Annotated in this window: 21 protein-coding genes and 7 tRNA genes; 14 read left to right on the top strand and 14 right to left on the bottom strand. The window is 66.9% G+C overall.

Features of this window, described 5'->3' with window-relative positions:
- Positions 1 to 151 precede the first annotated feature (151 nt).
- Complete coding sequence (locus IFT65_RS02000) at positions 152 to 577, bottom strand: hypothetical protein (RefSeq protein ID WP_192079744.1); 426 nt, start codon at positions 575 to 577, stop codon at positions 152 to 154.
- 172 nt (positions 578 to 749) lie between these two features.
- On the opposite strand from IFT65_RS02000, the gene IFT65_RS02005 reads away from it, so the two are divergent.
- The gene (locus IFT65_RS02005; protein ID WP_192079746.1) at positions 750 to 1,541 is read left to right on the top strand and encodes a potassium channel family protein; all 792 of its coding nucleotides are present in this window, start codon (positions 750 to 752) and stop codon (positions 1,539 to 1,541) included.
- Between the two features lie 3 nt (positions 1,542 to 1,544).
- Here the strand turns inward: IFT65_RS02005 and IFT65_RS02010 are convergent, their stop codons facing one another.
- On the bottom strand, positions 1,545 to 2,999 hold the full coding sequence (locus IFT65_RS02010) for an amidohydrolase family protein (protein WP_192079749.1): 1,455 nt from the start codon (positions 2,997 to 2,999) through the stop codon (positions 1,545 to 1,547).
- Positions 3,000 to 3,115: 116 nt separating this feature from the next.
- Between IFT65_RS02010 and IFT65_RS02015 the strand changes: the two genes are divergently transcribed.
- A complete protein-coding gene (locus IFT65_RS02015; RefSeq protein ID WP_192079751.1) occupies positions 3,116 to 3,997 on the top strand; it encodes a LysR substrate-binding domain-containing protein in 882 nt (293 codons plus the stop codon).
- Between the two features lie 10 nt (positions 3,998 to 4,007).
- Here the strand turns inward: IFT65_RS02015 and IFT65_RS02020 are convergent, their stop codons facing one another.
- Positions 4,008 to 5,183 carry an amidohydrolase family protein gene (locus IFT65_RS02020; protein WP_192079753.1) on the bottom strand — a complete coding sequence of 392 codons (1,176 nt, stop codon included), beginning with the start codon at positions 5,181 to 5,183 and terminating at the stop codon, positions 4,008 to 4,010.
- A gap of 172 nt (positions 5,184 to 5,355) precedes the next feature.
- Here IFT65_RS02020 and IFT65_RS02025 point away from each other — a divergent pair, with 172 nt between their 5' ends.
- Positions 5,356 to 6,021, top strand: coding sequence for a hypothetical protein (locus IFT65_RS02025; RefSeq protein WP_192079755.1), 666 nt, complete (start codon positions 5,356 to 5,358; stop codon positions 6,019 to 6,021).
- On the opposite strand, the gene lldD is transcribed toward IFT65_RS02025, so the two are convergent.
- The 3 genes from lldD to IFT65_RS02040 form a co-directional block, all read right to left on the bottom strand.
- Entirely contained in the window at positions 6,018 to 7,178 is a 1,161-nt protein-coding gene (lldD, locus tag IFT65_RS02030) for an FMN-dependent L-lactate dehydrogenase LldD (protein WP_192079758.1), read from the bottom strand. The two genes, IFT65_RS02025 and lldD, sit on opposite strands and share 4 nt — an antisense overlap.
- 127 nt (positions 7,179 to 7,305) lie before the next feature.
- Positions 7,306 to 7,767, bottom strand: a complete 462-nt coding sequence (locus tag IFT65_RS02035; protein ID WP_192079760.1) for an MgtC/SapB family protein — start codon at positions 7,765 to 7,767, stop codon at positions 7,306 to 7,308.
- Between the two features lie 130 nt (positions 7,768 to 7,897).
- A complete protein-coding gene (locus IFT65_RS02040) occupies positions 7,898 to 8,656 on the bottom strand; it encodes an SDR family NAD(P)-dependent oxidoreductase (protein ID WP_192079762.1) in 759 nt (252 codons plus the stop codon).
- A 186-nt stretch (positions 8,657 to 8,842) separates the two neighbouring features.
- Here IFT65_RS02040 and IFT65_RS02045 point away from each other — a divergent pair, with 186 nt between their 5' ends.
- Entirely contained in the window at positions 8,843 to 9,934 is a 1,092-nt protein-coding gene (locus IFT65_RS02045; protein WP_192079764.1) for an alkene reductase, read from the top strand.
- Between the two features lie 72 nt (positions 9,935 to 10,006).
- Here IFT65_RS02045 and IFT65_RS02050 read toward each other — a convergent pair whose 3' ends face one another.
- From IFT65_RS02050 to IFT65_RS02065, 4 genes are all read right to left on the bottom strand, one after another.
- Positions 10,007 to 12,790, bottom strand: coding sequence for a glycoside hydrolase family 3 C-terminal domain-containing protein (locus IFT65_RS02050; protein ID WP_192079766.1), 2,784 nt, complete (start codon positions 12,788 to 12,790; stop codon positions 10,007 to 10,009).
- 392 nt (positions 12,791 to 13,182) lie between these two features.
- The gene (dsbG, locus tag IFT65_RS02055) at positions 13,183 to 14,019 is read right to left on the bottom strand and encodes a thiol:disulfide interchange protein DsbG (RefSeq protein ID WP_192079768.1); all 837 of its coding nucleotides are present in this window, start codon (positions 14,017 to 14,019) and stop codon (positions 13,183 to 13,185) included.
- 31 nt (positions 14,020 to 14,050) lie between these two features.
- Positions 14,051 to 14,851 carry a TlpA disulfide reductase family protein gene (locus tag IFT65_RS02060; protein WP_192079770.1) on the bottom strand — a complete coding sequence of 267 codons (801 nt, stop codon included), beginning with the start codon at positions 14,849 to 14,851 and terminating at the stop codon, positions 14,051 to 14,053.
- Positions 14,852 to 14,948: 97 nt separating this feature from the next.
- Positions 14,949 to 16,004: a helix-turn-helix domain-containing protein gene (locus IFT65_RS02065; RefSeq protein ID WP_192079772.1), complete on the bottom strand. Its 1,056-nt coding sequence runs from the start codon at positions 16,002 to 16,004 to the stop codon at positions 14,949 to 14,951.
- 196 nt (positions 16,005 to 16,200) lie between these two features.
- Between IFT65_RS02065 and IFT65_RS02070 the strand changes: the two genes are divergently transcribed.
- The 10 genes from IFT65_RS02070 to IFT65_RS02115 all read left to right on the top strand — a co-directional run bounded on the left by IFT65_RS02070 (position 16,201) and on the right by IFT65_RS02115 (position 20,978).
- A complete protein-coding gene (locus IFT65_RS02070; protein ID WP_192079774.1) occupies positions 16,201 to 16,599 on the top strand; it encodes a heavy metal-responsive transcriptional regulator in 399 nt (132 codons plus the stop codon).
- Positions 16,596 to 18,926 carry a heavy metal translocating P-type ATPase gene (locus tag IFT65_RS02075; protein ID WP_192079776.1) on the top strand — a complete coding sequence of 777 codons (2,331 nt, stop codon included), beginning with the start codon at positions 16,596 to 16,598 and terminating at the stop codon, positions 18,924 to 18,926. The genes IFT65_RS02070 and IFT65_RS02075 overlap by 4 nt, the downstream gene beginning before the upstream one ends.
- Positions 18,927 to 19,002: 76 nt before the next feature.
- Positions 19,003 to 19,078, top strand: a tRNA-Ala gene (locus tag IFT65_RS02080).
- 52 nt (positions 19,079 to 19,130) lie between these two features.
- Positions 19,131 to 19,206 (top strand) — tRNA-Glu (locus IFT65_RS02085).
- Positions 19,207 to 19,387: 181 nt separating this feature from the next.
- Positions 19,388 to 19,463, top strand: a tRNA-Ala gene (locus IFT65_RS02090).
- Positions 19,464 to 19,512: 49 nt separating this feature from the next.
- Positions 19,513 to 19,588: transfer RNA gene (locus IFT65_RS02095), tRNA-Glu, on the top strand.
- 43 nt (positions 19,589 to 19,631) lie between these two features.
- Positions 19,632 to 19,707 (top strand) — tRNA-Ala (locus IFT65_RS02100).
- 49 nt (positions 19,708 to 19,756) lie between these two features.
- Positions 19,757 to 19,832, top strand: a tRNA-Glu gene (locus tag IFT65_RS02105).
- 57 nt (positions 19,833 to 19,889) lie between these two features.
- Positions 19,890 to 20,837: an SOS response-associated peptidase family protein gene (locus IFT65_RS02110; protein WP_192079778.1), complete on the top strand. Its 948-nt coding sequence runs from the start codon at positions 19,890 to 19,892 to the stop codon at positions 20,835 to 20,837.
- A 55-nt stretch (positions 20,838 to 20,892) separates the two neighbouring features.
- A tRNA-Leu gene (locus IFT65_RS02115) sits at positions 20,893 to 20,978 on the top strand.
- A 48-nt stretch (positions 20,979 to 21,026) separates the two neighbouring features.
- Here the strand turns inward: IFT65_RS02115 and IFT65_RS02120 are convergent.
- The 4 genes from IFT65_RS02120 to IFT65_RS02135 all read right to left on the bottom strand — a co-directional run bounded on the left by IFT65_RS02120 (position 21,027) and on the right by IFT65_RS02135 (position 26,492).
- A complete protein-coding gene (locus IFT65_RS02120; RefSeq protein WP_192079780.1) occupies positions 21,027 to 21,242 on the bottom strand; it encodes a hypothetical protein in 216 nt (71 codons plus the stop codon).
- Positions 21,243 to 21,321: 79 nt separating this feature from the next.
- A complete protein-coding gene (locus IFT65_RS02125; RefSeq protein WP_192079782.1) occupies positions 21,322 to 23,499 on the bottom strand; it encodes a PAS domain S-box protein in 2,178 nt (725 codons plus the stop codon).
- Between the two features lie 230 nt (positions 23,500 to 23,729).
- Positions 23,730 to 26,120 carry a Tex family protein gene (locus tag IFT65_RS02130; RefSeq protein ID WP_192079784.1) on the bottom strand — a complete coding sequence of 797 codons (2,391 nt, stop codon included), beginning with the start codon at positions 26,118 to 26,120 and terminating at the stop codon, positions 23,730 to 23,732.
- Between the two features lie 156 nt (positions 26,121 to 26,276).
- On the bottom strand, positions 26,277 to 26,492 hold the full coding sequence (locus tag IFT65_RS02135; RefSeq protein WP_188327046.1) for a hypothetical protein: 216 nt from the start codon (positions 26,490 to 26,492) through the stop codon (positions 26,277 to 26,279).
- Positions 26,493 to 26,560 lie beyond the last annotated feature (68 nt).

The raw sequence follows: 26,560 nt of genomic DNA on the forward strand, positions 1-26,560 counted from the left end.
GGCTCATGACGGGGGGGGCGGGGCCGCGGTCGCGCGCGGGAGCAGCGCGGCCGACGCAGCGCAGCGAGCGTTGGGAAAGGACCATCCACGATATGCAGACCGGACGTGGGTCCCTATAGGACCCGCCTGAATCGCGGAAGCCGCGGCCTCCTCAGCGACAGGCCTCGCGCACGCGATCGTCCCAGCCGCGCTGCATGAGGTAGTCCGGTCGCCGCAGTGCACGACGCAAGGCCTCCTCGCGCAGGCGCTGCATCCGCCTGCAGGCATCGGGATCACGCTGGAGGGTGATCAGCGCCGCCTGGCCGCGCGATTGCACGCGTGCACCGCGCTTGCGGGTAACGGCGGCGCGGCGCGGCGCGCTGGGCGTTGCTCCCGCCTGACGGGTCGCAGTGCCTCCATCGTGCGGCCGCCATTGCCCGCCGGCCTCATCGACCGCGCAGGGCCGGTCCTGATAGCGCACGGCACCCGCGGCGACGCAGCGATGGATGTCCCCCCCGTCCCGTGCCTGCACGCTCGTTGCCACCGCCGGGAGAAGCGTCAGCACCCAGACCAGCGTCCTCAGGATCACCGTGCGCATGAAAAGCCTCCGTGGAAGGCCCACCGTCGTTCATCGGTTCGCTGCCTGCCAAGCGCGGTACGCGGCAGGGCTCACCTTTCGTGATTGTTGTATTCCGCTGTCTGCGGCCAGCGACGAAGCTGCTTGGCGTGGATGACCTGCGCCGCCACTCCCTCCCCACCGGCGAAGACGAATGATCGCCCTGCTTGCCCGCCTGCGCGACACGGCGCGATGCCATGCCGAACACCGCGCACGGGTCCGCCGCATCGAAGCGGGCGTGCTGGTGCTCATCGTACTCAGCGTGCTGGTGCTGATGGCCGACAGCGTGCCCGAGGTGCATCGCCGTCATGGGCCGCTGCTCAGCGTGCTGGAATGGACCTTCACCGCGCTTTTCACGATGGAATACCTGCTGCGCCTCTGGCTGCTCCGCCGTCCGTGGCGCTATGCGCGCAGTTTCTTCGGTGTGGTCGACCTGCTGTCGATCCTGCCGGTGTTCCTGGCCTTGCTGATGCCCGGCCTGCACGTGCTGGCCGACGTCCGCCTGCTGCGGCTGCTGCGGCTGTTCCGGATCCTGCAGCTGCCGTTCTATCTGGAAGAAACCCGCCACCTGCGCCAGGCACTGGTGCGTGCACGGCGCAGCATCCTGGTGTTCATCGGCGTCATGGGCCTGCTGCTGGTGCTGCTGGGCACGGTGATGTTCCTCGTCGAAGGACCGCGCAACGGGTTCAACAGCATCCCCACGGGCGTGTACTGGGCGGCCGTCACCATGAGTACGACCGGCTACGGCGACCTGACCCCACAGACCGCGCTGGGACGTTTCATCACCGGCTGCGCGATCCTGCTCGGCTACGGCATCATCGCCTTTCCGACCGGCCTGCTGGGCGCGGAGATATTCGCCGGTGTGCTGCAGGATCGCGACGCGACGGCCACGGGCTGCCGTTGCAGCTGCCACCGGCGCCCGCCCGCTGCACCGCCCGATCCGTAAGCCTCAGGGCGCGGCCTTCGCCGCCTCTGCGTTCCACTGTTGCACCTGGCCACGGACCTGCTGCAACAACGCATCCAGTGCAGCGCGGTCCAGTACGGTGCCGCGCACGATCACCGTATTGATCCGTTCGGTCGCCCGGATGTCCTGCAACGGGTTCGCGTCGAGCAGCACCAGGTCAGCGGCCTTGCCCGCTTCGACCGCGCCATAGCGATCCAGGGTGCCGAACCAGGAAGGTCCCGCGCGGGTGGCGGCGGCGAGCGCCTGCGGCGCGGTCAGGCCTTCGCGGACGAACAACTGCATTTCCTGATGCAGGCCGATGCCGGGAAAGTTGAACGAATTGAGGAAGCCCGCATCGGTACCGGCAATGATCGTCACCCCCGCTTGCTGCAGCATCGGCAGCACCGCGGCCACGTCGTGGTAATGCTGGTGGCGGGCGGCGATCTGCGCCGGCGTTGCCTTCGCCGCGCGCTCCACACGCCACGCGTAGGTCGCGCGCAGGCCGGGCCCGATATAGGCCAGGTAGGGGTCGGCGTGATGGTCATCCTGATCGAGGAAGTCGAGGATCCGCCCCCCATTGAGCGTCGGTGTCACGAATACGCCGCGACGGGCGAAATCACGGTAGGCGGCCATCGCCGTCGGCCGGTCGAAGCTGGCATCGATACGCTGGTTCGCCTGTGCCCGGTCGATCCTGCCGGCAGCGAAGTCCGCGGCGATGGCGGCTTCGTCGCGACTGCCCGCCTTGAAGGCGTAGTCCAGGTGCTCGATGGACGCCAAGCCCGCATCGACGGCCTGCTCCACCGTCAAGGCCATCGGTATGTGGCCGGAGGCCTTCAGTCCTGCCTTGCGCGCCGCACGGGCGGCATACAGGAACAACGCCGGCTTCAGCGTACTGTCGGTGATCTTGACGAAATCCACCCGGTCACGCTGCAACTGCACGATGGCAGCATCCACGTCGGCCTCGCTGCCCACCTCCAGGGTGCCTTTCCATACCGGCTTGATGCCCTCGATCTTGGCGCCGGAGGTCAACAGGCGCGGGCCGAACAAGGTGCCCGCTGCGATATCGCCACGCCATTCAAGCACCTGCTGCGGCAGGTCGCCCGACGCATCGCGCACCGTGGTGATGCCGTGCGCGATGTACAGCGGCAGCAGGGCCTTGTTCTCTTCCACCAGCGCCGGCCCGCCACCGAAATGCACGTGCATGTCCCACAGCCCGGGGATCAGGTAGCGGCCGGCAGCTTCCACCTGCCGCGCTGCCGTCCACTGCGCCTGCATGGCGGCATCGGGCCCCACCGCGACAATCGCGTCGCCCCGGATCGCCACACTTTGCCCGGGAACGGCGCGCGCGTGTTCGACGTCGATCACCACGGCATGCCGGATCAGGACGTCCGTTGTCTGCGGTGCCGCCTGCGCGATCGCAGGCAGGGCGAGGGCGAGACTCAACAGGGTTCGGGCAAACATGGCGGGTATCCGTCGAAGCGGCGCGTCGGCCGCGGGTTGGGGCGGAACCGCGCGCTGGCCTGTCCCGTCAGCGCATGGTAGAAGTCGCAAACCGCATGCGGAAACAAAATAAGTGAATGCCAGTCATGACGCAGTCGAATAGATCGCTGTTCGAGCTCGACCTGCTGCGCGCGCTCGTCGCCGTCGCGGACTGCGGTAGTTTCACCGCCGCCGCCAGTCGCTTGCACTCAACCCAGTCCACCATCAGCCAGAAGATCCGTCGGCTGGAAACACTGGCCGGCCATCGCCTGCTCGAGCGCGGCCATCGTGATGTGCAGCCCACCGACGCCGGGCATACCGTGCTGGGCCATGCGCGGCGGATGTTGGGGGTGAACGATGAACTGCTGCAGGCATTGGCCGGCGAGACGGTGGCCACCACGCTGCGCCTGGGCGTGCCCGAAGACTTCGTCAACGCGCGCACGACCGGCATGCTGGCCACGTTCAGTCGCCGCCATCCCCAGGTCAGGCTCGAGATCAGCAGCGGCCTGAGCCGTGACCTCGCCCACGGCTTCGACCATGGCGAACTCGACCTGGTGCTGGTGAAACAACGACGCAACAGTCGCCCCAGCGTGTACTGCTGGCCCGAGCCCCTGCACTGGATCGACAGCGCCCGTGCGCCCTGCTCCGCCGCAGACGTGCTGCCATTGGTGACGTTCCCGCCGCGCGGCCTGTACCGGGATGAGATGCTGCACGTCGTGGAAACGCTGGGCAGACGGTGGCGCATCGCGTTCACCAGTTCCTCGCTCAGCGGTATCCAGGGCGCGGTCGCCGATGGGATCGGCATCAGTCTGCTGCCGCGCCGCGCGGTCCGCGCCGATCACCGCATCATCGACGGTGAGCACGGGCTGCCGCTCATCGACAATTACGAGATCGGCATCCTGTTCCGCGACACGGCCGACGAGGGTGTGCATGCACTGGCACGCGAGCTCAAGCGCCAGGTCGACGAGGAGTCGACCTGATCGGTGCGCGTCACGCCGGTGGCGGCACCACCCAGCGGCCTTGGCGCATCGACAGCCGTGCCGCCGGCGTGCCCGCCACGGCCGCCGCCGCATTGTCCGCGCGCACCGCGAAGAACGTGGCCGGCTTGCCCTCGCCCAGCCCGTGATCCTGCAGGCCGAGCACCGCGGCCGCGTGCGTGGTCACCATGTCCAGCGCCAGTTGCAGCTCGGCATCGGTATTGAAGCCCGAGCGGTAGCCGATCAGCATCGCCCGCTGCAACAGGTCGCCGTTGCCGTACGGCCACCAGCTGTCACGGATGTTGTCGTTGCCGGCGAACAGGCGAACCCCCAACGCATGCAGGGCCGCCACCGGCGGGAACGGATGGTCGCCCGGCGCGTTGGTCATGATCGCAACATCGGCACGTGCCAACTGCTCCCCTACCTGCAGTGCCCGTGCCAATGGCACTTCGCCCAAGGCATAGGCATGGCTCACCGCCACCCTCCCCTGCAATCCACCGGCCGCCGTGCGCTCGCAGATGCGCTGCAACTGCCGCAGCCCCTGCTCGCCGGGCTCGTGCAGATGGATGTCGATGCGCGCGCCATGGCGTTGCGCCAGATCGAACAACAGGTCCAGCTGACCTTGGGCATCGCCGTCCAGCAGATCCGGATCGATGCCGCCGATCACCTGCACACCCGATTCCAGTGCCTGCTGCAACACCTGCGCGGTACCCGCACAGGACATCACGCCGGCCTGCGGGAAGGCGACGTACTGGATGTCGAGCAGGTCCGCGCAACGCGCGTGGGCGTCCTGCACGGCATGCAGGTTGCGCAGCCCGGTGGTCGCGTCCATGTCGATATGGCAGCGCACCGCACTGGTTCCCCAGCCGACGATCTGCCGGATCAGTGCTTCGGCCCGGTCGGCCATCGGCGCCGCAGTGGCCAAGGCGTCTTTCTCCTGCGCCAGGCGTTCACGCAGGCTGGCGACCGGCTGATGGGGATGCCAGCGGTCGCCGACAAAGCTTTTGTCCAGATGGATGTGGCCGTCCACCAGCGCAGGCAGCACGGTATAGCCGGTGAGATCGGTCGCGTCCATCGGCGGCGATCCCGGCGACGGCGCGCCGAAATGGCTGAAACGGCCGTTATCGACGGTGAACGCCAGCGGCTGGCCGGCGGAATCCACGGCACCGTGGAAATGCTGGGCGCGCATCTGCGCCTCCTTCAGGGGGATGAATGCTGCGGACCTTACGCGCCGCGCGTCTGGCCCTGCAAATGAAATCCCTGCATCGCAGGCATGCACGTCGGCGATGGCCAAGGCTGAGCGCACACCGTGCGTGCACGACAGCGGGTAAACTAGGCACCAGAATCAAGCGTGGACTCCCATGGGCCCGTTCAACCGCCCCGACCGACTTCGCTGGCAGGCCGCTTCCGTGCTGGCTGCCGCGCCGATTGCCGCGCTTGCGGCAGGCGACTTGCCCGCGCCGCCCCTGGGCGCACCCGTGCACGCCAGCCCTGCCGCCCTGGTGGCGGACCTGCATCGGCGCCTGCTCGCAGGCCAGAGCGCGACGGCCACCCTTGAAGCCTGGTGTGCCGAGCATGGGCTTGCCGACACCCCGCGCGTGCGCGCCGTGCGCGTGCGCGGCGTGCAGCGTGACGCACCGGCGGAGGTGCGCAGCGCCCTCGCGATCGAAGACGCCACGCCGCTACGCTACCGCCGGGTCCAGCTGACCTGCGGCCAGCGCGTGCTGTCCGAAGCCGATAACTGGTATGTCCCGTCCCTGCTGACGGCTGCGATGAACCACGCGCTGGACAGCAGCGATGAACCGTTCGGCCGTGTCGTGGCGCCGCTCGACTTCAAACGGCAGACGCTGCACGACCGGGAATTCTGGCCGCCACGCGTGGACGGTACGCGTGCCACGGTGCTGGAAGTGCGCGCCCTGCTGCGCGATGGCCAGCGTCGTCCCTTCAGCTACGTGGTGGAGAATTATCAGCAGGAGATCCTGCCGCGGCAGACACCGGCGGCAGGTGGGACGGCACCCCACCGCTAGCGGGGTGACACAGCCAGCGGATCGATCCGCACCAGCGCATCCGGGCCGATATCCGCAATACACCGTGCACCGGTGAGCGTCATCGCCACGCGCATTTCCCTGGCGATCAGATCCAGCAGGTTGCCCACGCCGGCCTCGCCGTGCGTCGCGAGTGCATACACGAACGCACGCCCAAGCAGTACGGTATCCGCACCCAGGGCGAGCATGCGTACCACGTCCAGGCCGGTGCGGATGCCCGAGTCGACGAGGATCTTCAGGTCGCCCTGCACCGCATCGGCGATCGGCGGCAAGGCCCGCGCCGTGGACAGCACGCCGTCCAGCTGGCGGCCGCCATGGTTGGACACCACGATGCCATCCGCACCGAAGCGCACCGCTTCGCGCGCATCGTCCGGATCCAGGATCCCCTTGATCACCATCGGCCCCTTCCAGAACTCGCGGATCCACTGCAGGTCCTTCCAGCTGATGGACGGGTCGAAGTTGCTGCCCAGCCAGCCGATGTAATCGGCCAAGCCGGTGGATTCACCGCGATACGCGGAAATGTTGCCGAGATCATGCGGCCGCCCGTTCACGCCGACGTCCCACGCCCACCGGGGGCGCGTAAGCACCTGCAGTGCGCGTCGCAACGCCGCATGCGGGCCACTCATGCCGGAATGCGCATCGCGGTAGCGTGCACCGGGTACCGGCATGTCCACGGTGAACACCAGCGTCGAGACGCCTGCTGCCTGCGCGCGCTCCAGCGCATTGCGCATGAAGCCGCGGTCACGCAGTACATAAAGCTGGAACCACATCGGCCGCTTTATCGCCGGGGCGACTTCTTCAAGCGCACAGACCGACACCGTGGACAGCGTGAAGGGGATGCCGTGACGGTCCGCCGCACGCGCTGCCTGCACTTCGCCCCGTCGGGCGAACATGCCGGTCAGTCCCACCGGCGCCAGCGCAACGGGCATCGACATCGCTTCGCCGAACAGCTCGGTCTCCAGGCTGAGTTCGGCCATGTCACGCAGGACGCGTTGGCGCAGCGCGATGTCGGCAAGGTCGGACACGTTGCGCTGCAACGTCTGCTCGGCGTACGCACCGCCATCGAGATAGTGGAACAGGAACGGCGGCAGCCTGCGCTGCGCGGCGGCACGGTAATCGGAGGAAGCGGAGATGATCATCGGTCAGCCAAGGTCCGGGAGCAGCGGAACGCACGCAGGGTACAGGGACGCAGTGAACCGCCCCGCCGCCATCAAGCCCATTAGACCATGGGCTACCCCGGCCGCTGGGCCCCTCCTCCGATAGCGGTCACTCGCGCTTTTCGATGCGTTTTTCAACGCGCTGCATCACCGCCAGCACGATCACGCACATCAACGTGACCCCGGTGGCGATGACATACGCCCCGATGCCCACGGCAATTCCCACCGCAGCCGACATGATCAGCGAGCTGGCCGTGGTCAATCCGCTGACCTCACCGTCGCGCGAACCCCGCAGGATCGTGCCGGCCGCCACGAAGCCCACGCAGGCAATCACCGCTTCGATCAATCGGATGGGGTCGACCTGCAGCAGGTCGCGGTACTGCTCCTGGCGGAAATGCTCGGCGACCGAATCCCCCAGGCCCACGATCAGGGCGGCCGCACCGGCGATGAGCATGTGGGTACGCAGGCCGGCGGCATGCTTGCCGAGCTCCCGCTCGAAGCCGATGACGCCACCGAAGACCATGGCCGCCGCCACACGTAGCAGGATCGAGACATCCTGGCTGAGATCCATCGCACAACTCCGGTCGAATGATCCGGCACGTTGGCGAGGGTCACGTGCGGATGACGTGAAGCCGCGCGCGCGGCGGCGGCAACCGGCACCGCCGCACCCTGCCCCGCGCACATCGCGCCGGCGCCGCAGCTCACACGGCCAGGTATCCGCCATCGATGGCGTAATACGTGCCGGTCGCGAACGATGCCGCATCGCTGGACAACCACGCGACCAACGCCGCCACCTCCTCCGGCGTACCCAGCCGCTTCATCGCATGGCGCCCTTCCAGGGTCGCGCGCACCTTGGGTTCCATCGTCTCCAGCAACGGCGTGCTGATGAATCCCGGACCCACGGCATTGATGCGGATCCTGTCGGCGGCGTGCTCCCACGCGGCGGTCTGGGTCAGGCCCACCACCCCGTGCTTGGCCGCCGCGTAGGCGCACGATCCGGCGTAACCCACCTGGCCGAGGATCGAGGCCATGTTGATGATGCTTCCGCCTTTGCCCGCTGCACGCATGGCCTGGATCTGCGCACGCTGGCACAGGAAGACACTGGTCAGGTTCACATCGATCACCCGCCGCCAGCCGTCGATGGGGTAGTCACCGCTGCTCGCAGCCGGGCCGGAGATGCCGGCATTGTTGACCGCGATATCCACCCCGCCGAATGCGTCCACGGTGCGCTTCACGGCGGCCTCGACGGCCGCCTCATCGGTAACGTCCAACGCGATCCCGATGGCCTCGGCACCCTTGGCCTTCAGATCAGTGACCGTGGCATCCACTGCCTCCTGCTTGAGGTCCCACACGGCAATCCGGGCACCGGACGCGGCGAGCATTTCAGCAACGGCCAGGCCGATGCCCGACACGCCGCCAGTGACGATCGCGGTCTTGCCCTGCAGCTGGTAATCAATCATGTGCGTATTCCTCGTTTGGACAGGCGTGGTGCAGGCACCACCTGTGTCCGACCCTACGCCGCAGCGCGTTATGCCCCTGCCTTCTCTGTCCACGCCTCGTGCAACAGGCCTTCCCATGATTGCAACACCGCATCGCCTATGTTCGCTGCGATGCTGCAGATCCTCCTTCCCCACCACGAGGTTTCCATGTCAGACCATGACACCGTGTTGTTCTCCCCCACCCGCCTGGGCGACATCGACATCGCCAACCGGATCGTGATGGCCCCGCTGACGCGCAACCGCGCGCAGGCAGATCGCGTGCCCACGCCACTGGCGGCGACGTACTACGGACAGCGCGCAAGTGCCGGCCTGATCATTGCCGAAGCCACCCAGATCAGCCCGCTCGGCCAGGGGTACCTGGACACACCCGGCATCTACAGCGACGCGCAGATCACCGGTTGGAAAGCGATCACCGACGAAGTGCACGCTCGCGGCGGACGCATCGTCCTGCAGCTGTGGCATGTCGGCCGGATCTCGCATACCAGCCTGCTGCCGGACGGTGAGGTCCCGGTAGCGCCCAGCGCCCTGCGTGCGGATACGAAGACGTTCACGGCGAACGGATTCGAAGAGGTCTCCACGCCGCGCGCGTTGGCACTGGATGAGCTGCCGGGCCTCGTCGAGGACTACCGTATCGCCGCACGCAATGCGATCACCGCAGGCTTCGACGGCGTGGAGGTCCACGCCGCCAACGGCTACCTGATCGACCAGTTCCTGCGCGATGGCAGCAACCACCGCGACGATGCGTACGGCGGCAGCATCGAAAACCGTACCCGTCTGTTGTTTGAAGTCGTCAGTGCCGTCGCCGACACCATCGGTGCCGCACGCACCGGTGTGCGCCTGTCGCCGACCACGCCGGCCAACGATGCCCACGACAGCAACCCGCAGCCCTTGTTCGAGCGCGCGGTGGAGCGTCTGGAAGGTATCGGCGGACTGGCCTTTGTCCACGTCATCGAAGGCGCCACCGGTGGCGACCGTGACAACATCGACTTTGATTACGCTGCGTTGCGCTCACGCTTCACCGGGCCGTGGATCGTCAACAATGGGTACGACAAGCAGCACGCTGTCGACGTGCTCACGGCCGGGCAGGCCGACGCGGTCGCGTTTGGGCGGCCCTTCATTGCCAATCCGGACTTGGTGGAACGCCTGCGCCGGAATGCCCCGCTGGCACAGCCGGACCAGGACACGCTGTACGGCGGCGGCGAACACGGATACACCGACTACCCCGCACTGGGCAGTTGAGCCAGCGGACACGACGCCACAACGTAAAAGAGCCCGCCTGCTTGCGCGGGCGGGCTCTGTTCGTCGCCTGGATCAGCGGACCGGTGTTTCCTGCAGCGTGATGTCCACGACCTGCAGCGGCTCGGCGGCCGTACGACCCAACTGCACCTGGTAGGTGCCCGCCGCGATCGTCCACTGGCGCGTCGCCGGATCAAAATCGGCCAGCGTTTTCGGCTCGGCATCGATGCGGATGCGGCGCTGTTCGCCCGGCTGCAGCGTCACCTTGTCGAAGCCCACCAGGCGGATCGGCGTGGTGTGCCCCTGCGGCAGCTTGAGGTACAGCTGGGCCACGTCCGCACCGGCGCGTGCACCGGTGTTGCGTACATCCACGCTGGCCACCAGACGCTGACCCTCCACGCTGACGCTCAGGTTCTCGTACGCGAACTGCGTGTACGACAGGCCGTGGCCAAACGCGAACGTCGGCACCAGGCCCTTGGCCGCTGCCCACTTGTAGCCCACGTTGGCGCCTTCGATATCGAAGTCGAAGATATCCACCGGCGGCTGCTTCGGGTTGAAGCCGAGGCCCGGGATCTGCGGCCGCGGCAGCTGCGATTCGTCAACCACCCAGGTCACCGGCAGGCGGCCGGACGGGTTGGCCTTGCCGGTCAACAACGCCGCGATGCCTTCACCGCCACGGATGCCCGGGTACCATGCCTGCATCAGCGCCGGCACCTGCTGCAGCCACGGGGTGCGCACCGGGCCGTTGGTTTCCAGCACGACCACGGTCTTCGGATTGGCCTTGGCCACGGCGGCGATCAAGCCGTCCTGCTTGTCCGGCAACTGCATATCCGGCAGATCCACCGACTCTGCCGCCCACTGGGTAGCAAACACGATGGCCACATCGGCCTGGGCCGCAGCGCGTGCCGCAGCGGCGGTGTTACGGCCGTCCACGTACTGGATGTCGGCGTCCGGACGTTCGGCACGCAGTGCTTCCAGTGGCGAGGACGGGTGGAACATCACCGGGCCCGGCCACGTCGTCGGCAGCACGCCCGGTACCGCGTTGGTGCCCTTGGCAGTGATGCCGACCATCGACGAACCGCCGCCGCCGATCACGCCCTTGTCCGCGTGGCCGCCGATGATCACGATGCGCTTGACACTGTCGGCCAGCGGCAACAGGTTGCCCTCGTTGCGCAGCAGGACGCTGCCCTCTTCGACCGTGCGCTGGGCCGCGGCGAAGCCGGCTTCGACGTCGATCTTCAGGTGCTGCGGCGGATTGTCGAAGTTGCCGTGCAGGAACATCGTGCGCAGGATGCGCGACACCATGTCATCCAGGCGGGCCTGCGGCACCACGCCACCGGCCACGGCCATGCGCAGTGGTGCATCGAAGAACGTGGTGGCATCGAAGACTTCGCCGGCCGACTGCTGGTCCAGCCCGGCCAGGGCGGCCTTCGAACCGCTGTGCACGCCGCCCCAATCCGACATCACGAAACCGGGGAACTTCCACTCCTGCTTCAGCACCTGGTTCATCAGGTAGGGATGTTCGCAACCGTAGATGCCGTTGATCTTGTTGTACGAACACATGGCCGAACCGGGCTTGCCCAGCTCGATGGCGATCTCGAACGCCAGCAGGTCCGACTCGTGCATGGCCTGGTCGCCGATCTGCACGCTGTGGAAATTGCGCCGTGTCTCCATGTCGTTCAGCGCGTAATGCTTCATCGTGGAGATGACGTGCTGGCTCTGGATGCCACGGATCGACTCACCGACGATCACGCCGGCCAGCAACGGATCCTCACCGGCGTACTCGAAGTTGCGGCCGTTGCGCGGGTCACGCTGCAGGTTGACGCTGCCACCCAGCAGGATGTTGAAGCGCTGCTGCCAGGCCTCGCGGCCCATCGTGGCACCGCCGGTATAGGCCACTTCCGGGTTCCAGCTGGAGGCAGTGGACGGGCCCGACGGCATGGCGGTAGCGAAATCACCCGGGCGGATGCCGCCCGGATTGGTGACGCCCACGCCCGCATCGGCAGACTGCTGCGCCGGGATGCCCAGCCGCTCCACGCCCGGTACGAAACCGGCCGAACCGACCGCGCCTTCCGGCAGCGGGCCGCCGTCCTTGCCCAGGCCGAAGTAGCTGCGCAGCATCTGGAATTTTTCGTCCTGGGTCATTTCACCCAGTAACAGCCGCGTGCGCTCATCCGCACTCAGGGCCGCATCCATCCACGGCTTCGCGCCGCCCGCCGCTTCGGCGTAGCCCAGCACCAGCAGCCGCGCGGCCAGCGACTTGCCGGCCGCATCACGCAGCGCCACCTTCTGCACATCCGCGTCGGCGAAACCCGCGCTTGCGGCGCTGTCCAGTCCGGTCGCGGTGAATCCATCGATGCCTGCCTTGCCACCCAGCACCACCGCCGGTGCGCCAAGACGCGAGGCACTCAACAGCGAGGCCATGCCGTTGGCATCCTGGTCCGCATCGGTATACAGCGCTACCACGTTGCGGCCGTCGGCCACGCGCAGGTAGCTGCGGCCCGGATGGTCCGGGCCGGATTCGGCCTGCACCGGCAAGCGGCTCAGCACCACCTGGCCGCGCGCGTTGCCCTGCGCATCGACATCGGCCTGCACGAAGCGATAGGCGTAACCCAGCTGGTCAGCCAGGGTCTGCAGCGGGTCGATCGCCCCCGCTGCGCGCTGGACCTCGTGCACGGCCACGATATCGGCCTGCAGGCCAGGCAACTGGCTGGCAAGCGCCGCGACATCGGCACTGGCCGGGGCTTTTTCCAGCGCAAGCACGCTGAAGCCGGGCGCGGTGTCGGCCGCGAAGGCCGGTGCGGAGAGCGCGACGGCAATGGCCGCGGAGAGGGAAAGCTGCTGTGTAAACGTTTTCATCGACGGACGTTTGAATACCGATGCCTACGCAGTCGGTCCTGGAAAGGGTGCCGCCGAAGGGAGCAGCGCTAGCCATGCGCAGGCATCACCAAAGCGATGCTGCGCGGGCCGGGGTGCAGCAGGCCTGCGCACGGACCCCTCCGTCCGGCGTGACAACCTGCTGCGGGTCGCAGAGCAACCCAACAGGTGAAGAGTCGGTTACCGGGTTATTTGCTGTCAACCTCTGACGCATACGCCAAAGGTCGCAGGCGCGCCCGGGGCACCCTGGCCAGCTCCGCTGGCGTCGCTGGCGGATCCCTGCACGGCGTCTGCGGCTCTTGCGCAGCTTCAAGCCCGGCGTGACCCCGTGACGCCGGGCTTTGCCCGGCGCATCGCCCTTACCCTTGCGGTACTCAGCGCGGACCGAACATCAGCTCAAGGTCATTGCCCTGCGGCATGCCCGAGCGACGCTGTACGTTGCCTTCGGCATCCTTGAACAGGATCCCCGGCGTTCCCTGGAAACCAAGTTCCACCATCAACGCCTGGTTGGCCTCCAGCTTGCGGCCGACATCGGCACTGATGGCGACCGGCTTGATGCCGCCGCGTTCGAAGCCGCGCTCGTTTTCCAGCAACGCCGCGCTGGGGTCCTTCGCACCGATGATGGCCGCCGCCTTGCCGGGGCTGTCTTCGCGGATGACACCGACCATGATGTGGCGCAGCTGCACCTTGCCGGCATCCACCCAGGGACGCGCCGCATCCCAGAATCGGTGGCAGTACGGGCAATTGGCATCGCCAAAGGTGTAGACCACGCGTGGCGCGTCCGCCTTGCCATCGGCAACCCAGGCGCTGTTCTCCAGCTGGCTCCAGATCTTCGTGGTCATGGGCCCGGCGACCTTTGCCGTCAGCAGGTCACGCCCGACGTCATTGCCCTGCGCATCGAACAGGCTGCCGACCACCACGTGCTTGCCATCCGGGGTGAGGTAGGCGGCCGCAGGCTGCTGTCCGCCGACCACGCCGGCGAAGCCGCGCAGGCCACCGGGTGCGTCGAATTCGGATACCACCTCGAAGCCCAGCTTCTGCAGGCCCTTGATCGGCGCAGGCACGGCCGCGCCGTCCTTGGCCACCGCCGCCGGCTTGCCGCCGCCAGCGGCTGCAGGCGTGGGGGCCTGCGCCTGGCCGCAGCCGGACACCGCCAGCAGGATCGGCAACACCAGCGCTACCGGAGCAGCGCGCAGATACGTGGGCAACATGGAAAACTCCTGGTTGATTGCGTGCGCAAGGCTACCTCAGCCGGCGCAGTTTGTGCTCCAGCCCGGCGGCGGTAAGTTCACCGAGGTGCAGCTCTCGAAGGCGACCATCACGGTCGAAAAACAGGGTGCTGGGATAGGCCTGCACCCCCAGCGCATCGCCGGTGGCGGACGGCGCATCCAGCAACACGCCCTGCAGCGCGGGCGCATGCTGCCGTAGGAAGCGCTGGACGGTTTCAGCGTCTTCGCCCTGGTTGACGAACACGAAGCGCACCTGCCCATGCCGGCGTTGCGCGGCGGAAAGCACCGGCATTTCGCGCACGCAGGGGCCGCACCAGCTGGCCCACAGATTCAGCACCAGCGGCTGGCCCTGCGTATCGGCGAGCCGGACCGGCGCGCCTGCCAGGTCCTGCAGCACCACCGCAGGCACCTGCACGCGCTGTGCCTGCAGGTGCTGCAGGCCGAACGACGCCAACAGCCAGCCGCCGCTGCCCAGCAGCGCAGCCGCCAACACCGGCCCCCGCACGGCGGGTGCCTTGCGCAGGCGCCAGATGGCCCAGGCTGCAGCGACGACGAAGAAACCCAATGGGTCGAACCCGCCATCGCCGATGCGCAGCACCGACCAGGGCGACTCCAGGTAAGAGGCGGCGTTGCGCAGCACGAACACTCCGCGTGCACCGACCAGCCCGAGCAGGAACATGTCCAGCAGCAGCGCGTTCGCAGGCCGCCACGACAGCAACGGCGGCCGTGGCCAGAACCGCGCGACCCCCATCGCAAGCAACAGGAACACGAGGGCCAGCACCACCGGCAGCGGTACTGGCCCGACACTCAACATCGCTTGTCCCTCATCACCACACCCTGCCCTGCACTGTCGCGACCGCTGATGCTCCACGACCCCTGCATCCAGCACAAGACAGGGAAAGCGCCGTCATTCAGGCAGCGTGACGATCTACCGGGCGCACCGGCGCACCCATCACCGAGGGCACCGGCGCGGGCGCCAGCGAGCGATCACGCAGCTTGCCGGAGACCATGCGGCGATACGTCGCCGGTGTCATACCGACGATGCGCAGGAACAGGCGCCGGAACGCACTCTGGTCCGCGTAACCGACCCCCCATGCCACTTCATCGATCGCGCCGCCCTGCTGCAGCAGCAACTGGGCCTTGGCGATGCGCAGCCGCTGACAGTACTCGATGGGGCGCAGGCCCGTCGCTTTCAGGAACCGCCGCTGCAGCGTGCGCGGCTCCAGTCCCGACGCCTGGCAGATCGCGCCCAGCGTCGCACCACGTGCCGCCGTGGTGTGCAGCCAACGCTGCGCCTTCAGCACGTCACGGTCACCGTGGGCGAAATTGGCACTGAACCGCTCCAGGTCCTGCTGGATCGCCGCAGGCACCACGATGCCCTGCTGCTGGGCCACGGCCGCCATGACACCTTGACCGTGCACGCGGTACAGAAGGCGCAGGGCCAGGAAACGCCACGCCTGGGAGCCGCTGACGGTCAGCAGATCGCCATCATCCACCAGCAACCGCTCGCTGGGCACCCAGCTGCCGCTCTGCGCATTCAGGCCGGGAAAACGGGTGCTGTCCAGACTGGCCACGGCACGCCCGGCCAACAGCCCGGCACGTGAAAGCACGCCGATTCCATCATTTACCGCCGCCAGCAGGCTGCCGCCGTCGTAGTGCGCACTCAGCCATTCCAGCAGGATCGCCTCGTCACGGATCTGGCCGTTCTGGCTTACCTGTCCCGGCAGGGCGATGATCGCAGGCACCGTCGCATCCAGTACGTCCGCGCCGGCTACGCGCTGTGGCCCGCCGCCGTCATTGGCCATGACCCAGCGCGACACCAGGATGCGCGCGGTATGGCGCCCCTGCTGTTGTGCGAGCCGGTTTCCGACGTGGGCCATTTCGGCCAGCATCGATGCCGCAGACGGGTCGGCGCCCGGGTATTCAACTACTGCGATTTCTGTCAGCTCGTTCTTGTGTGCGTCCATCAGCTCCTCCTCTTGCCTACCGCGAACAGAGTCGGCGCCATTGACAGCGTGACTCTTCGGTGGCTGCAGGTTAGGAACGGCGGACAGGCCGAGGCTATGAAGAAAGCTGCAATCTGCGCCAAAAGCCTTGCATTTAGCTCGGTATTGACTCTAGACCACACTCAAGGGTTGATGATGGTCACATTCGGAGGTGCAGATGAACATTGGTCAACTCGCGCGCCATGTGGGCGTGCCTATCGATACGGTCCGCTATTACGAGCGCCAGCAGCTACTGCCGCCGGTGCACAGGTCAGCGGCCGGCTATCGGGTCTTCGACGAGAACGCGGTGCAGCGGCTGCGCTTCATCCGACGCGCCAAAACGTTGGGATTCACCCTGCAGGAAATCGCTGAACTGCTTTCGTTGTCGGCGCGCGCACCGCAGGACATGGCCGCAGTGCGGCTGGCCGCTACCGCCCGGCTTGCCGATATCGACCAGCGGCTGCGCGAACTGCAGCGGATGCGCGAGGCGTTGGCGCACCTCGTCGATGCCTGCCCGGGCCATGGCGCGCTGGCCGCCTGCCCGATCATGGCCGCCCTGCAGGAGGACCCCGCATGAGCCCGACTGCCTGCTGCGGCAGCTCCGCCCCTGCCGACAGCGTGCAGGCGAAGGATCCGGTCTGCGGCATGACGGTGGACCCCGCCACCACGCCCCACCGCACCCAGTACGATGGCACGGCATGGCACTTCTGTAGTGCACGTTGCCGCGAACGGTTCATTGCCGATCCGCGCCGGTTCCTCGATCCGCAGACACGCCCCATCGTGGCCGCCGGAACACCGTATACCTGTCCGATGGACCCGGAGATCATCCAGGACGGACCGGGCAGCTGCCCGATCTGCGGCATGGCGCTGGAGCCGATGATGCCGACGCTGGATACGCAGGAGAGTCCCGAGCTGATCGACTTCCGCCGTCGATTCTGGTGGTCGCTGCCGCTCAGCGCAGCCACCATGGCGCTGGCCATGCTGGCGATGACGCCCCTGCTGCATGCCCTGCCTGCGGGCGCGCGCGTCTGGATGGAGGCCGCACTCGCTACGCCGGTGGTGCTGTGGGCCGGTTGGCCCTTCCTGCAGCGGTGGGCGCAATCCATCGTCAACCGCAGTCCGAACATGTGGACACTGATCGGCACCGGTGTCATCGCCGCCTACGGCTATTCGCTGGTCGCCACCCTGGTTCCAGACCTGTTCCCGGCCTCGTTCCGCACGCACGGCCATGTCGCGGTGTATTTCGAAGCCGCCGCGATGATCGTATCGCTGACCCTGCTCGGCCAGTTGCTGGAACTGCGCGGACGCGCGCGCACGTCCGACGCGATCAGGGCCTTGCTGGGTCTGGCACCGAAGACGGCGAGGCGGATCGATGCCGATGGCAGCGAACACGACGTGCCACTGTCTTCGATTGCGGTGGGTGACCGCCTGCGCGTACGCCCCGGCGAGAAGGTACCCGCGGATGGCCTGATCCTCGACGGCCAGTCCCATCTGGACGAATCGATGCTCACCGGCGAGCCGGTGCCGGTCACCAAGCGCGCGGGGGACAGCGTGATCGGCGCCTCGTTGAATGGAACCGGCGCACTGGTGATCGAGGCCGTACGCGTAGGCGAGGCCAGCCTGCTGTCGCAGATCGTGCAGTGGGTGGCACAGGCCCAGCGTTCGCGCGCGCCGATGCAGAAGATGGCGGACAAGGTGGCGTACTGGTTCGTGTTGGCGGTGCTGCTGGTCGCCGTGCTGACGTTGCTGGGATGGGGGCTGTTCGGCCCTCCGCCGTCATGGACGCATGGACTGCTCAACGCGGTCGCGGTGTTGATCATTGCCTGCCCGTGCGCGCTGGGCCTGGCCACCCCGATGTCGATCATGGTCGCCAGCGGGCGCGCTGCGCGGCATGGGGTGCTGTTCCGTGATGCCGAAGCGATCGAAAAGCTGGGCGACATCGATACGTTGGTAATGGACAAGACCGGCACCCTGACCGAGGGCCGCCCTGCATTCGGTGGCGTCATCGCGGCACCCGGCTTCATGCCCGACCAGGTGCTGCAGTTGGCGGCCAGCCTGGACCAGGGCAGCGAGCACCCCCTGGCCACGGCCATCGTGGCCGAAGCACGCCGTCGGCAGATCACGCTGTTGCCCGTGGAAGACGTCGATTCGATTACTGGCAGGGGCGTGCGCGGCGTGGTCGATGGCCGTGCGCTGCTGATTGGCAGCAGCAGCCTGATGGCCGACAACGCGGTCACGCTGCAAAGCGCAACGCGGGCCGATGCGGACGCCCAGCGCAGCCGCGGTGCCAGCGTGATGTTCCTGTCCGCCGACACGGTACTTGCGGGCGTGCTGTGGGTGATCGATCCGATCAAGTCCACGACCGCAGAGGCACTCACCGCGCTGCGCGCAGATGGCCTGTGCATCATCATGGCCAGCGGCGACGACGCACGCACCGCGCAGGCGGTGGCCGCTGCACTGGATCTGGATGAGGTGCACGGCGCCATGAGCCCGCAGGACAAAGCCACGCTGGTGACGCGCCTGCAGTCAGAGGGGCGCAAGGTAGCGATGGCCGGCGACGGCATCAATGATGCCCCGGCGATGGCCAGCGCCGACGTCGGCATCGCCATGGGCACCGGCACCGATGTCGCCATGTCCAGCGCACAGGTGACGCTGGTAAAGGGCGACCTGCGCGGCATCCTGCGTGCACGCCATCTGTCACGCATCACGGTACGCAACATGCGGCAGAACCTGGCGTTCGCGTTTGTCTACAACGGGGTCGGCATTCCGGTAGCCGCCGGCATGTTGATGCCATGGGGAATCAGCCTGTCCCCGATGCTTGCCGCCGTGGCGATGAGTGTGAGTTCGATATCGGTGATCGGCAACGCGCTTCGACTGCGTACACAACGTCTTCCAGATGGCTGAAGAGGCCTGCAGAAAACTGCAATAAATGCTTGCCATCCCCAGACCCCATCGCTATGATTTCGCACCTCGGCGACGTGGGGCCATAGCTCAGCTGGGAGAGCGCCTGCATGGCATGCAGGAGGTCAGCGGTTCGATCCCGCTTGGCTCCACCACACTTCCGGCAATAGGCCGTCGGAAGGTCGCGAAAAAATTGATGAGATACGCGTCCCCATCGTCTAGAGGCCTAGGACATCACCCTTTCACGGTGGCGACCGGGGTTCGAATCCCCGTGGGGACGCCACTCATCTGGACAAGCAGGACCTGCCGAAACCGGGTCTTTTTTGTTCATCGCCTTCGGCCTTCACGGGCGGCGCGCATTGCATTTCCTTCACTGCCGGTGCGGGACGATACAGGCGACAGGAAGCAGAAAAAGTGCTTCCACAAACGTGAATAAGCCGGTATGATAGGCGGCTCGGTTAAACGGGGCCATAGCTCAGCTGGGAGAGCGCCTGCATGGCATGCAGGAGGTCAGCGGTTCGATCCCGCTTGGCTCCACCACTTTCGACAATAGGCCGTCGAAGGTTCTACAACTTGAAGTTTTTCGTGCGTCCCCATCGTCTAGAGGCCTAGGACATCACCCTTTCACGGTGGCGACCGGGGTTCGAATCCCCGTGGGGACGCCAGTTTCAAACGGAAACCTGACCCATCAGGCAACCGGGTTTCATCGGGGCCATAGCTCAGCTGGGAGAGCGCCTGCATGGCATGCAGGAGGTCAGCGGTTCGATCCCGCTTGGCTCCACCACTCCAGGCATTAGGCCGTCTGGATAGCAGTACAACTCAAGTTTTCGTGCGTCCCCATCGTCTAGAGGCCTAGGACATCACCCTTTCACGGTGGCGACCGGGGTTCGAATCCCCGTGGGGACGCCAATTATGCAAAAACCCGGCTTCGGCCGGGTTTTTCTTTTCCTGCGCTAAGCTGCCTCCATGTGCTACTCCGCCCAGATCCGCGCCGATTACGCCAAGCTGGTCCGCCATTACGGCGCGACGATGTCGCTGGAGGAATTCTCCCGTCTTTACACCTTCGACCCGGCCAAGAAACGGCCGAAGACACCGAAGGCGATGGACGACGGATTCCGGGGTGCGCGCACCGACCAGGGGCGCGAGATCGTGGCGATGATCCAGCAATGGCATGCCACCGAGCACGCCGAACTGGAGACCGAACTGCGCCGCCAGCACGAACGCCGCCGCACCGCGCAGGCCGCCCTGGCCATCACCCCCACGCAGAAAGCCCGCAATGAACTGCGCATCGCCGGCAACCGGATCGAGCGCGCGCAGTCACGCCTGGACGACCTGCAGCGCAGCCAGCACCTGCCGCGCGACAACCGTATTTTTCCCGGCACGTACGCGCCGGTGATCGTGTCCGAACAGGGCCGGCGGGTGATCAAACCGATGCGCTACCAATGCAGGCTGCCTGACAAACCCGCGCGCAACGACGCCCTGTATCCAGGCACCTACAACGCGCGCAGGGACAGCCTCGAGGGCTATTGGCGCGGCGCCTTCGGCCATCGCCATGGCGTGGTGGTGGTGCAGTCGTTCTATGAGCACGTGCCGCGCAAGGGGCTCCCGCTGGCAGCCGCCGATGACGAGCGCGATGTCGTGCTGGAATTCCAGCCGCGGCCGCAGCGAGATCTGTTGATTGCCTGCCTGTGGGCCGAGTGGGAGGGTCCCGAAGGTCGCCTGCTGTCCTTCGCCGCCGTGACCGATGAGCCACCACGCGATGTGGCAGTGACCGGTCACGACCGGGGCATCGTGCCCATCCGCGACGCCCATCTGGATGCATGGCTGAATCCGGACCCCACCGACCTTGCCGCCCAGTACCGCATTCTCGATGATCGCGAGGATATTCAGTACGTGTGGAGCGAGGCCGCCTGATCGTCGCTGCCCCTACCCGTCTGCCGCAGTTTTGTTTACACTACGCGGCCACGCTGCCGGTGTGGCGGAATGGTATACGCAGCTGACTCAAAATCAGCCGGGGGTGACCCCATGAAGGTTCGAGTCCTTTCACCGGCACCAGTGACATCAGAACAGCCAGGCCCGCGCCTGGCTTTTTTGTGCCTGTGATCACGCCCTCCGCCACAATCCCCAGCTGACCCAGCCACCGTGGCCGAGCGTGGTCATCAACAGTCCCACCACGGTCCAGCGCAGCACCGCTGCCACCTCCAGCTGCACCGCCTGGGCCTGCAGCTGCTCCAGCAGCAGCCAGCCGAGGACCGCAGCCACCCATGCGCCCATTGCGGGCCGATAGGCACGAAGTACGTTCTGATCCCAACCTGTCATCTCTGCCACCGGTGTGTCTGAAGGTGCGGCCAGTGTTCCCTGCCCCGCTCTCACCAGCTGAGATCTTCAGCAAACCACGTCACGCCACAGTGGCCGGCGGGACATCCGCCTCGCCATCGGTTTCGGACTGCACCGTATTGCGACCCGACGCCTTGGCCCGATAGCACTGCACGTCGGCAGCCGCCACGGCTTCATCCACGCTCATGCCGACCCGTATCGACGCGATGCCGATGCTCACCCCAACGCGTATCGTGTGCTGCTCCCATGGGATGCTCAGCCCGCCGATCCCGTGCAGCAATTCGCCTGCGATGCGCCGCGCGCGCCGCAATGAGCAGCCCGCCAGGATCACCGCGAACTCGTCACCGCCCAGCCGCGCGACCACGTCCGAATCGCGGACGCCGTGGCGCAGCACGTTGGCCACTGCCCACAACACCGCATCACCGGCAAGATGGCCGTACGTATCGTTGACCGGCTTGAACTGATCCAGGTCGATGAACATCAGCGAGGCGGCCTGACCCGTCCGCTCCAGATGGGCGATCGCCTGCTGCAGATGGGCATCGAACCCCCGCCGGTTGATCAGCTCGGTCAGAGGGTCCAGCTCGGCCAGCTGCCGCGCCTCGCGCTGACGGGCGCGCAGCTGGGTCACGTCACGGATCACCCACACCGCCCCCCGCAGCGTGCCGGCATCGTCGTGCAGCCATGCCTGCGATACATCCACCGGCACGTTGACACCCTCCTGCACCAGCAGCAGATCCGAGTGCAGATCCACCGCATTGCTGTCCGGATCCAGCAGCACCAACATGTCCAGCACCGACTGTGGCGCGTACTCGGTGGTCAGCTGCATCACCTCGGACACGTGGCGCCCATGCAGCGTCCCCTCCCCGCGCAACGCGCGGACGGCTGCGGCGTTGGCATGCTCGATGCGCCCGTGCAGGTCCACGCTGAGCACCAGGTCGGTCACGGCATCCAGGGTGATCCGGCTGCGCGCCTCGGCTTCCAGCACGCGCAGTTCGCTGGCGCGCTCGCTGGTGACGTCCTGGATCTGCGATACGAAATGCAGCGGCTCACCCTGTTCGCTGCGGACCAGCGACACCGACAGGCGCGCCCATATCAAGTGGCCATCGCGGCTGATGTAGCGCTTGTCCAGATGATAGTGGGCACGCTTGCCGCGCAGCAGGTCATCCACCAGCTGCAGGTCGGCGTCCAGGTCGTCAGGATGGGTCAGACGCTGGAAATCAACCTGCAGCAGCTCATCGCGGGAGTAGCCGAGGATCCGGCACAGCGCGTCGTTGACGTCCAGCCAGCGCCCTTCCAGCGACACCAGCCCCATGCCCAGCGCGGCACTGGTGAAGGCGCCGGCAAACTTTTCCTCGGCCAAGCGGGCTTCGGCCCGCGCCTGCAGCACCTCGGTCACGTCCGTCGCCATGCCGACGAATCCGGTGATGTCGCCCTGCGCATCGGCCAGCGCGCTGACGGACAAACGGACCTGCCGCTGGCGCCCGTCTTTGCGTACGAAGGTCCATTGGCGCGAAAACGTATGCGCACGCGCCCGCTCGCTGAGAATGCCGAACAGATCCGTGCCGTCCCGTCTCTGCTCCGCCGGCAGGGCCTGCAGGAAGTGCTGCATGTCCTGGACATCGTGGAACAGCGTCGGGCGTGCCTGTCCGACGACCTCGTCCGCCCGATAACCCAGCAGCCGCTCGGCACCGGAATTGAACAGCGTGATCGTTCCGGCGAGGTCGGTGACGATGATCGCCACTTCGTCGGACGCATCCACGATCGACTGCAACCGCTGGCGGGCCGCCGATACGTCGTGCCGCGCCTGCTGCAGATCGGTCACATCGGCATGCGCACCCGCCATCCACAGGCCACCGCCTTGGGCATCCCACTCCAGCACCCGCCCACGGTCCTGCACCCAGACCCAGTGGCCCTGGCGGTGGCGCATGCGCACCAGGCACTCGTAGAACGGGGTCTCGCCCCTCAGGTGCGCGGACAGTACGGCGTCGGAGCGCTGCAGATCATCCGGGTGCACCAGCTGCACGAACGTGTCGGACGACACCGGCTCCAGCTCGGCCAATGCGTAGCCGACGATCTCCGCCCATCGCGCATTGACCCGCATCTCGTCGGTCTGCGGATTCCACTCCCAGGTCCCGGCGGCACTGCCATCGATCACCCCTCGCAATCGCCGGATCTCGGCAAGTGCAGCATCCAGCTGCGACTGCAGCGGTGGTGCGGGAGGGGTTGCCGGCAGGCTCATGGGAAGGCGTCGCGCAGGGCGTTGCCGAGCCCCCTCGCGCCTTCGCGCCCGACCCGGATCACCCTGCCTGCAGAACTGAGCTCCAAACCGCCTCCCGGCATCTGCTGCTGAACCCGCGGGCCCATTCAACGCGCAGTGTGCTCAATACGGCGTCAATGCGTAAGCCCCTCGGTCACGGTTCGACAGAAAGGCCGCTGCCGCACCACGAGGGCCGGCAGCGCGCCGGGCGGTCAGCTGCGCTTGGCGCGGGCAAAAGCGTCGGCCAGCGCACTGTTGGCCGGCGCACTGGAAGCGGACGCACCCCGGCCGCCGCCACCGTCCGTGCGCGCCCGCGCGGGACCTCGGCTACCTTCCTCGCGCCGTGGCGGACGGCCTGCACCGGCGGCACCGGCACCGCGCTCGTCACGCGCACCCGGCCGGCTGGTGGACTGCCCCGGCACATCATCCAGCCGTCGGGTCAGCGCAATGCGCTTGCGCGCCACATCGACCTCCAGGACCTTCACCTTGACGATATCGCCGGCCTTCACCACGTCCCGCGGATCTTTCACGAACGTGTCGGACAACGCGGAGATATGCACCAGACCGTCCTGGTGCACGCCGATATCGACGAAGGCACCAAACGCCGCCACGTTGCTGACCACGCCCTCCAGGATCATCCCTTCGCGGAGGTCCTTGATGTCCTCCACGCCCTCGGCAAAGCGTGCGGCCTTGAACTCCGGGCGCGGATCGCGGCCGGGCTTCTCCAGCTCCTTCAGGATGTCGCGCACGGTCGGCACGCCGAAGGTTTCGTCGGTGAACTGCTCCGCCTTCAAACCGCGCAGGAAACTGCCATCCCCGATCAGGGCGCGGATCGGGCGGGCCGTCGCCGCCACGATGCGCTCCACGACCGGATAGGCCTCCGGGTGCACCGACGACGCGTCCAGCGGCTGGTCGCCATCGGCGATGCGCAGGAAGCCGGCGCACTGCTCGAACGTCTTGTCGCCCAGCCGCGGCACCTTCAGCAGATCCTTGCGGCGCTTGAACGGCCCGTTGTCGTCGCGATGGCGCACGATGTTCTCGGCGACGGTCGACGACAGCCCCGATACCCGCGACAGCAACGCCGCCGATGCCGTGTTGACGTGTACCCCGACCGCGTTGACACAATCTTCCACCCGCGCTTCCAGTGCGCGCGCCAGCCGGTACTGATCCACGTCATGCTGGTACTGGCCTACGCCGATCGCCTTCGGCTCGATCTTCACCAGCTCGGCCAGTGGATCCTGCAGGCGACGGGCGATGGAGACGGCGCCCCGGATGGACACATCCAGGTCCGGGAATTCCTTGGCCGCGAACTCCGATGCGGAATACACCGACGCACCCGCTTCGCTCACCACCACCTTCTGCAGTTTCGGATCCGCGCACGCAGCGATCACCTCACCGGCCAGCTTGTCCGTTTCGCGACTGGCGGTGCCGTTCCCGATCGCGATCAGCTCCACGTTGTGCTTGATGCAAAGGTGCTTGAGGGTCTGCAGTGACTGTTCCCACTGCCGGCGCGGTTCGTGCGGATAGATCGTATCGGTCGCCACCAGCTTGCCGGTGGCATCCACCACCGCCACCTTGCAGCCGGTGCGGATGCCCGGATCGAGTCCAAGCACGGTTTTCGGCCCGGCCGGCGCGGCCAGCAGCAGGTCCTTCAGGTTGTCACCGAATACCGTGATGGCCTCGGCTTCGGCCTTCTCGCGCGCCTGGTTGAACAGGTCCAGCAGCAGGTGCATGTGCAGCTTGGCCCGCCAGGTCAGGCGGCAGGCATCCAGCAGCCAACGATCCGCCGCACGCCCCTTGTCACTGATGCCGGCACGGAAGGCCACGCGGCCCTCGGCATACGCATTGCCCGCCTCGGCATCGGTGCCCGGATCCAGCTCCAGGAACAGGATCTCCTCGCGTCGCGCGCGGAACAGCGCCAGCAGGCGATGCGACGGAATCTTCGCCAGCGCTTCGGCGTGTTCGAAATAGTCGCGGTACTTGGCGCCTTCGTTCTCTTTGCCTTCGGCCACGCGGGCGCGGATCACCCCGGTGTCCGACAACCAGCTGCGCAGCTCGCCGACCAGTGCCGCGTCTTCGCCCCAACGTTCCATCAGGATCGCGCGCGCGCCCTCAAGGGCCGCCTTTGCATCGGCCACGCCCTTTTCGGCATCGACGAAGGTTTCGGCGAACACCTTGGGGTCCTGCGTCGGATCGTCCAACAGGCCATCGGCCAGCGGTTGCAGGCCGGCTTCGCGGGCGATCTGCGCACGCGTGCGGCGCTTGGTCTTGTACGGCAGGTACAGGTCTTCCAGGCGGCTCTTGGTGTCGGCGGCCAGGATGTCGTTGCGCAGTTCATCGGTGAGCTTTCCCTGCTCGTCGATGCTGGCCAGCACCGAGGCGCGGCGATCTTCGAGTTCGCGCAGGTAGGTCAGCCGGCTTTCCAGGTTGCGCAGCTGGGTGTCATCCAGCCCGCCGGTGACTTCCTTGCGGTAGCGCGCGATGAAGGGAACGCTGGCACCCTCGTCGAGCAGGGCGATGGCGGCGCGCGCCTGGGCGGCCTGGGCACCGATCTCATCGGCGATGGTCTGGGCGATCTGCTGGGCAAGCGGGGTGTCTGACATTGCGTCCGGCCGGGGCCATAGTGCGGAAAGACCCCATTCTGGCCCGCGAGGGCAGGCAGCGGAAGGCGTTGACAGCGCATCGGATAACAGTGCGGGATGGTCCATCGCACCGGCCAGGACACGCGACCCTGCGTGTCCGGCCTGTTCAACAAAGGATCAGCGGTAGTAGCGCGCCGCATGCTGCATGACGATGTCGTCGCGCAGCCCTTCCAGCGCCATCAACCGGACCTTGCCCACGCCCTGCAGTTCCATGAACCGCTCCGTGTAGATCTCCGGCCCCAGCGCCGTATCGGCGCGGGATTTGCTGAAGCCATAGGGCACCACGCCCTTGTCGCCATCCTTGCTACCACCGACATAAAGAACGATTGCCATGTGATGTGTTCCTCCAGGTTACGTACTGCTCGGTATCGCAGGCCATGGTTGCAGTACTGCCTTCACCA

The sequence above is a fragment of the Stenotrophomonas sp. CFBP 13725 genome (genome assembly GCF_014841935.1).
GTDB lineage: Bacteria > Pseudomonadota > Gammaproteobacteria > Xanthomonadales > Xanthomonadaceae > Stenotrophomonas.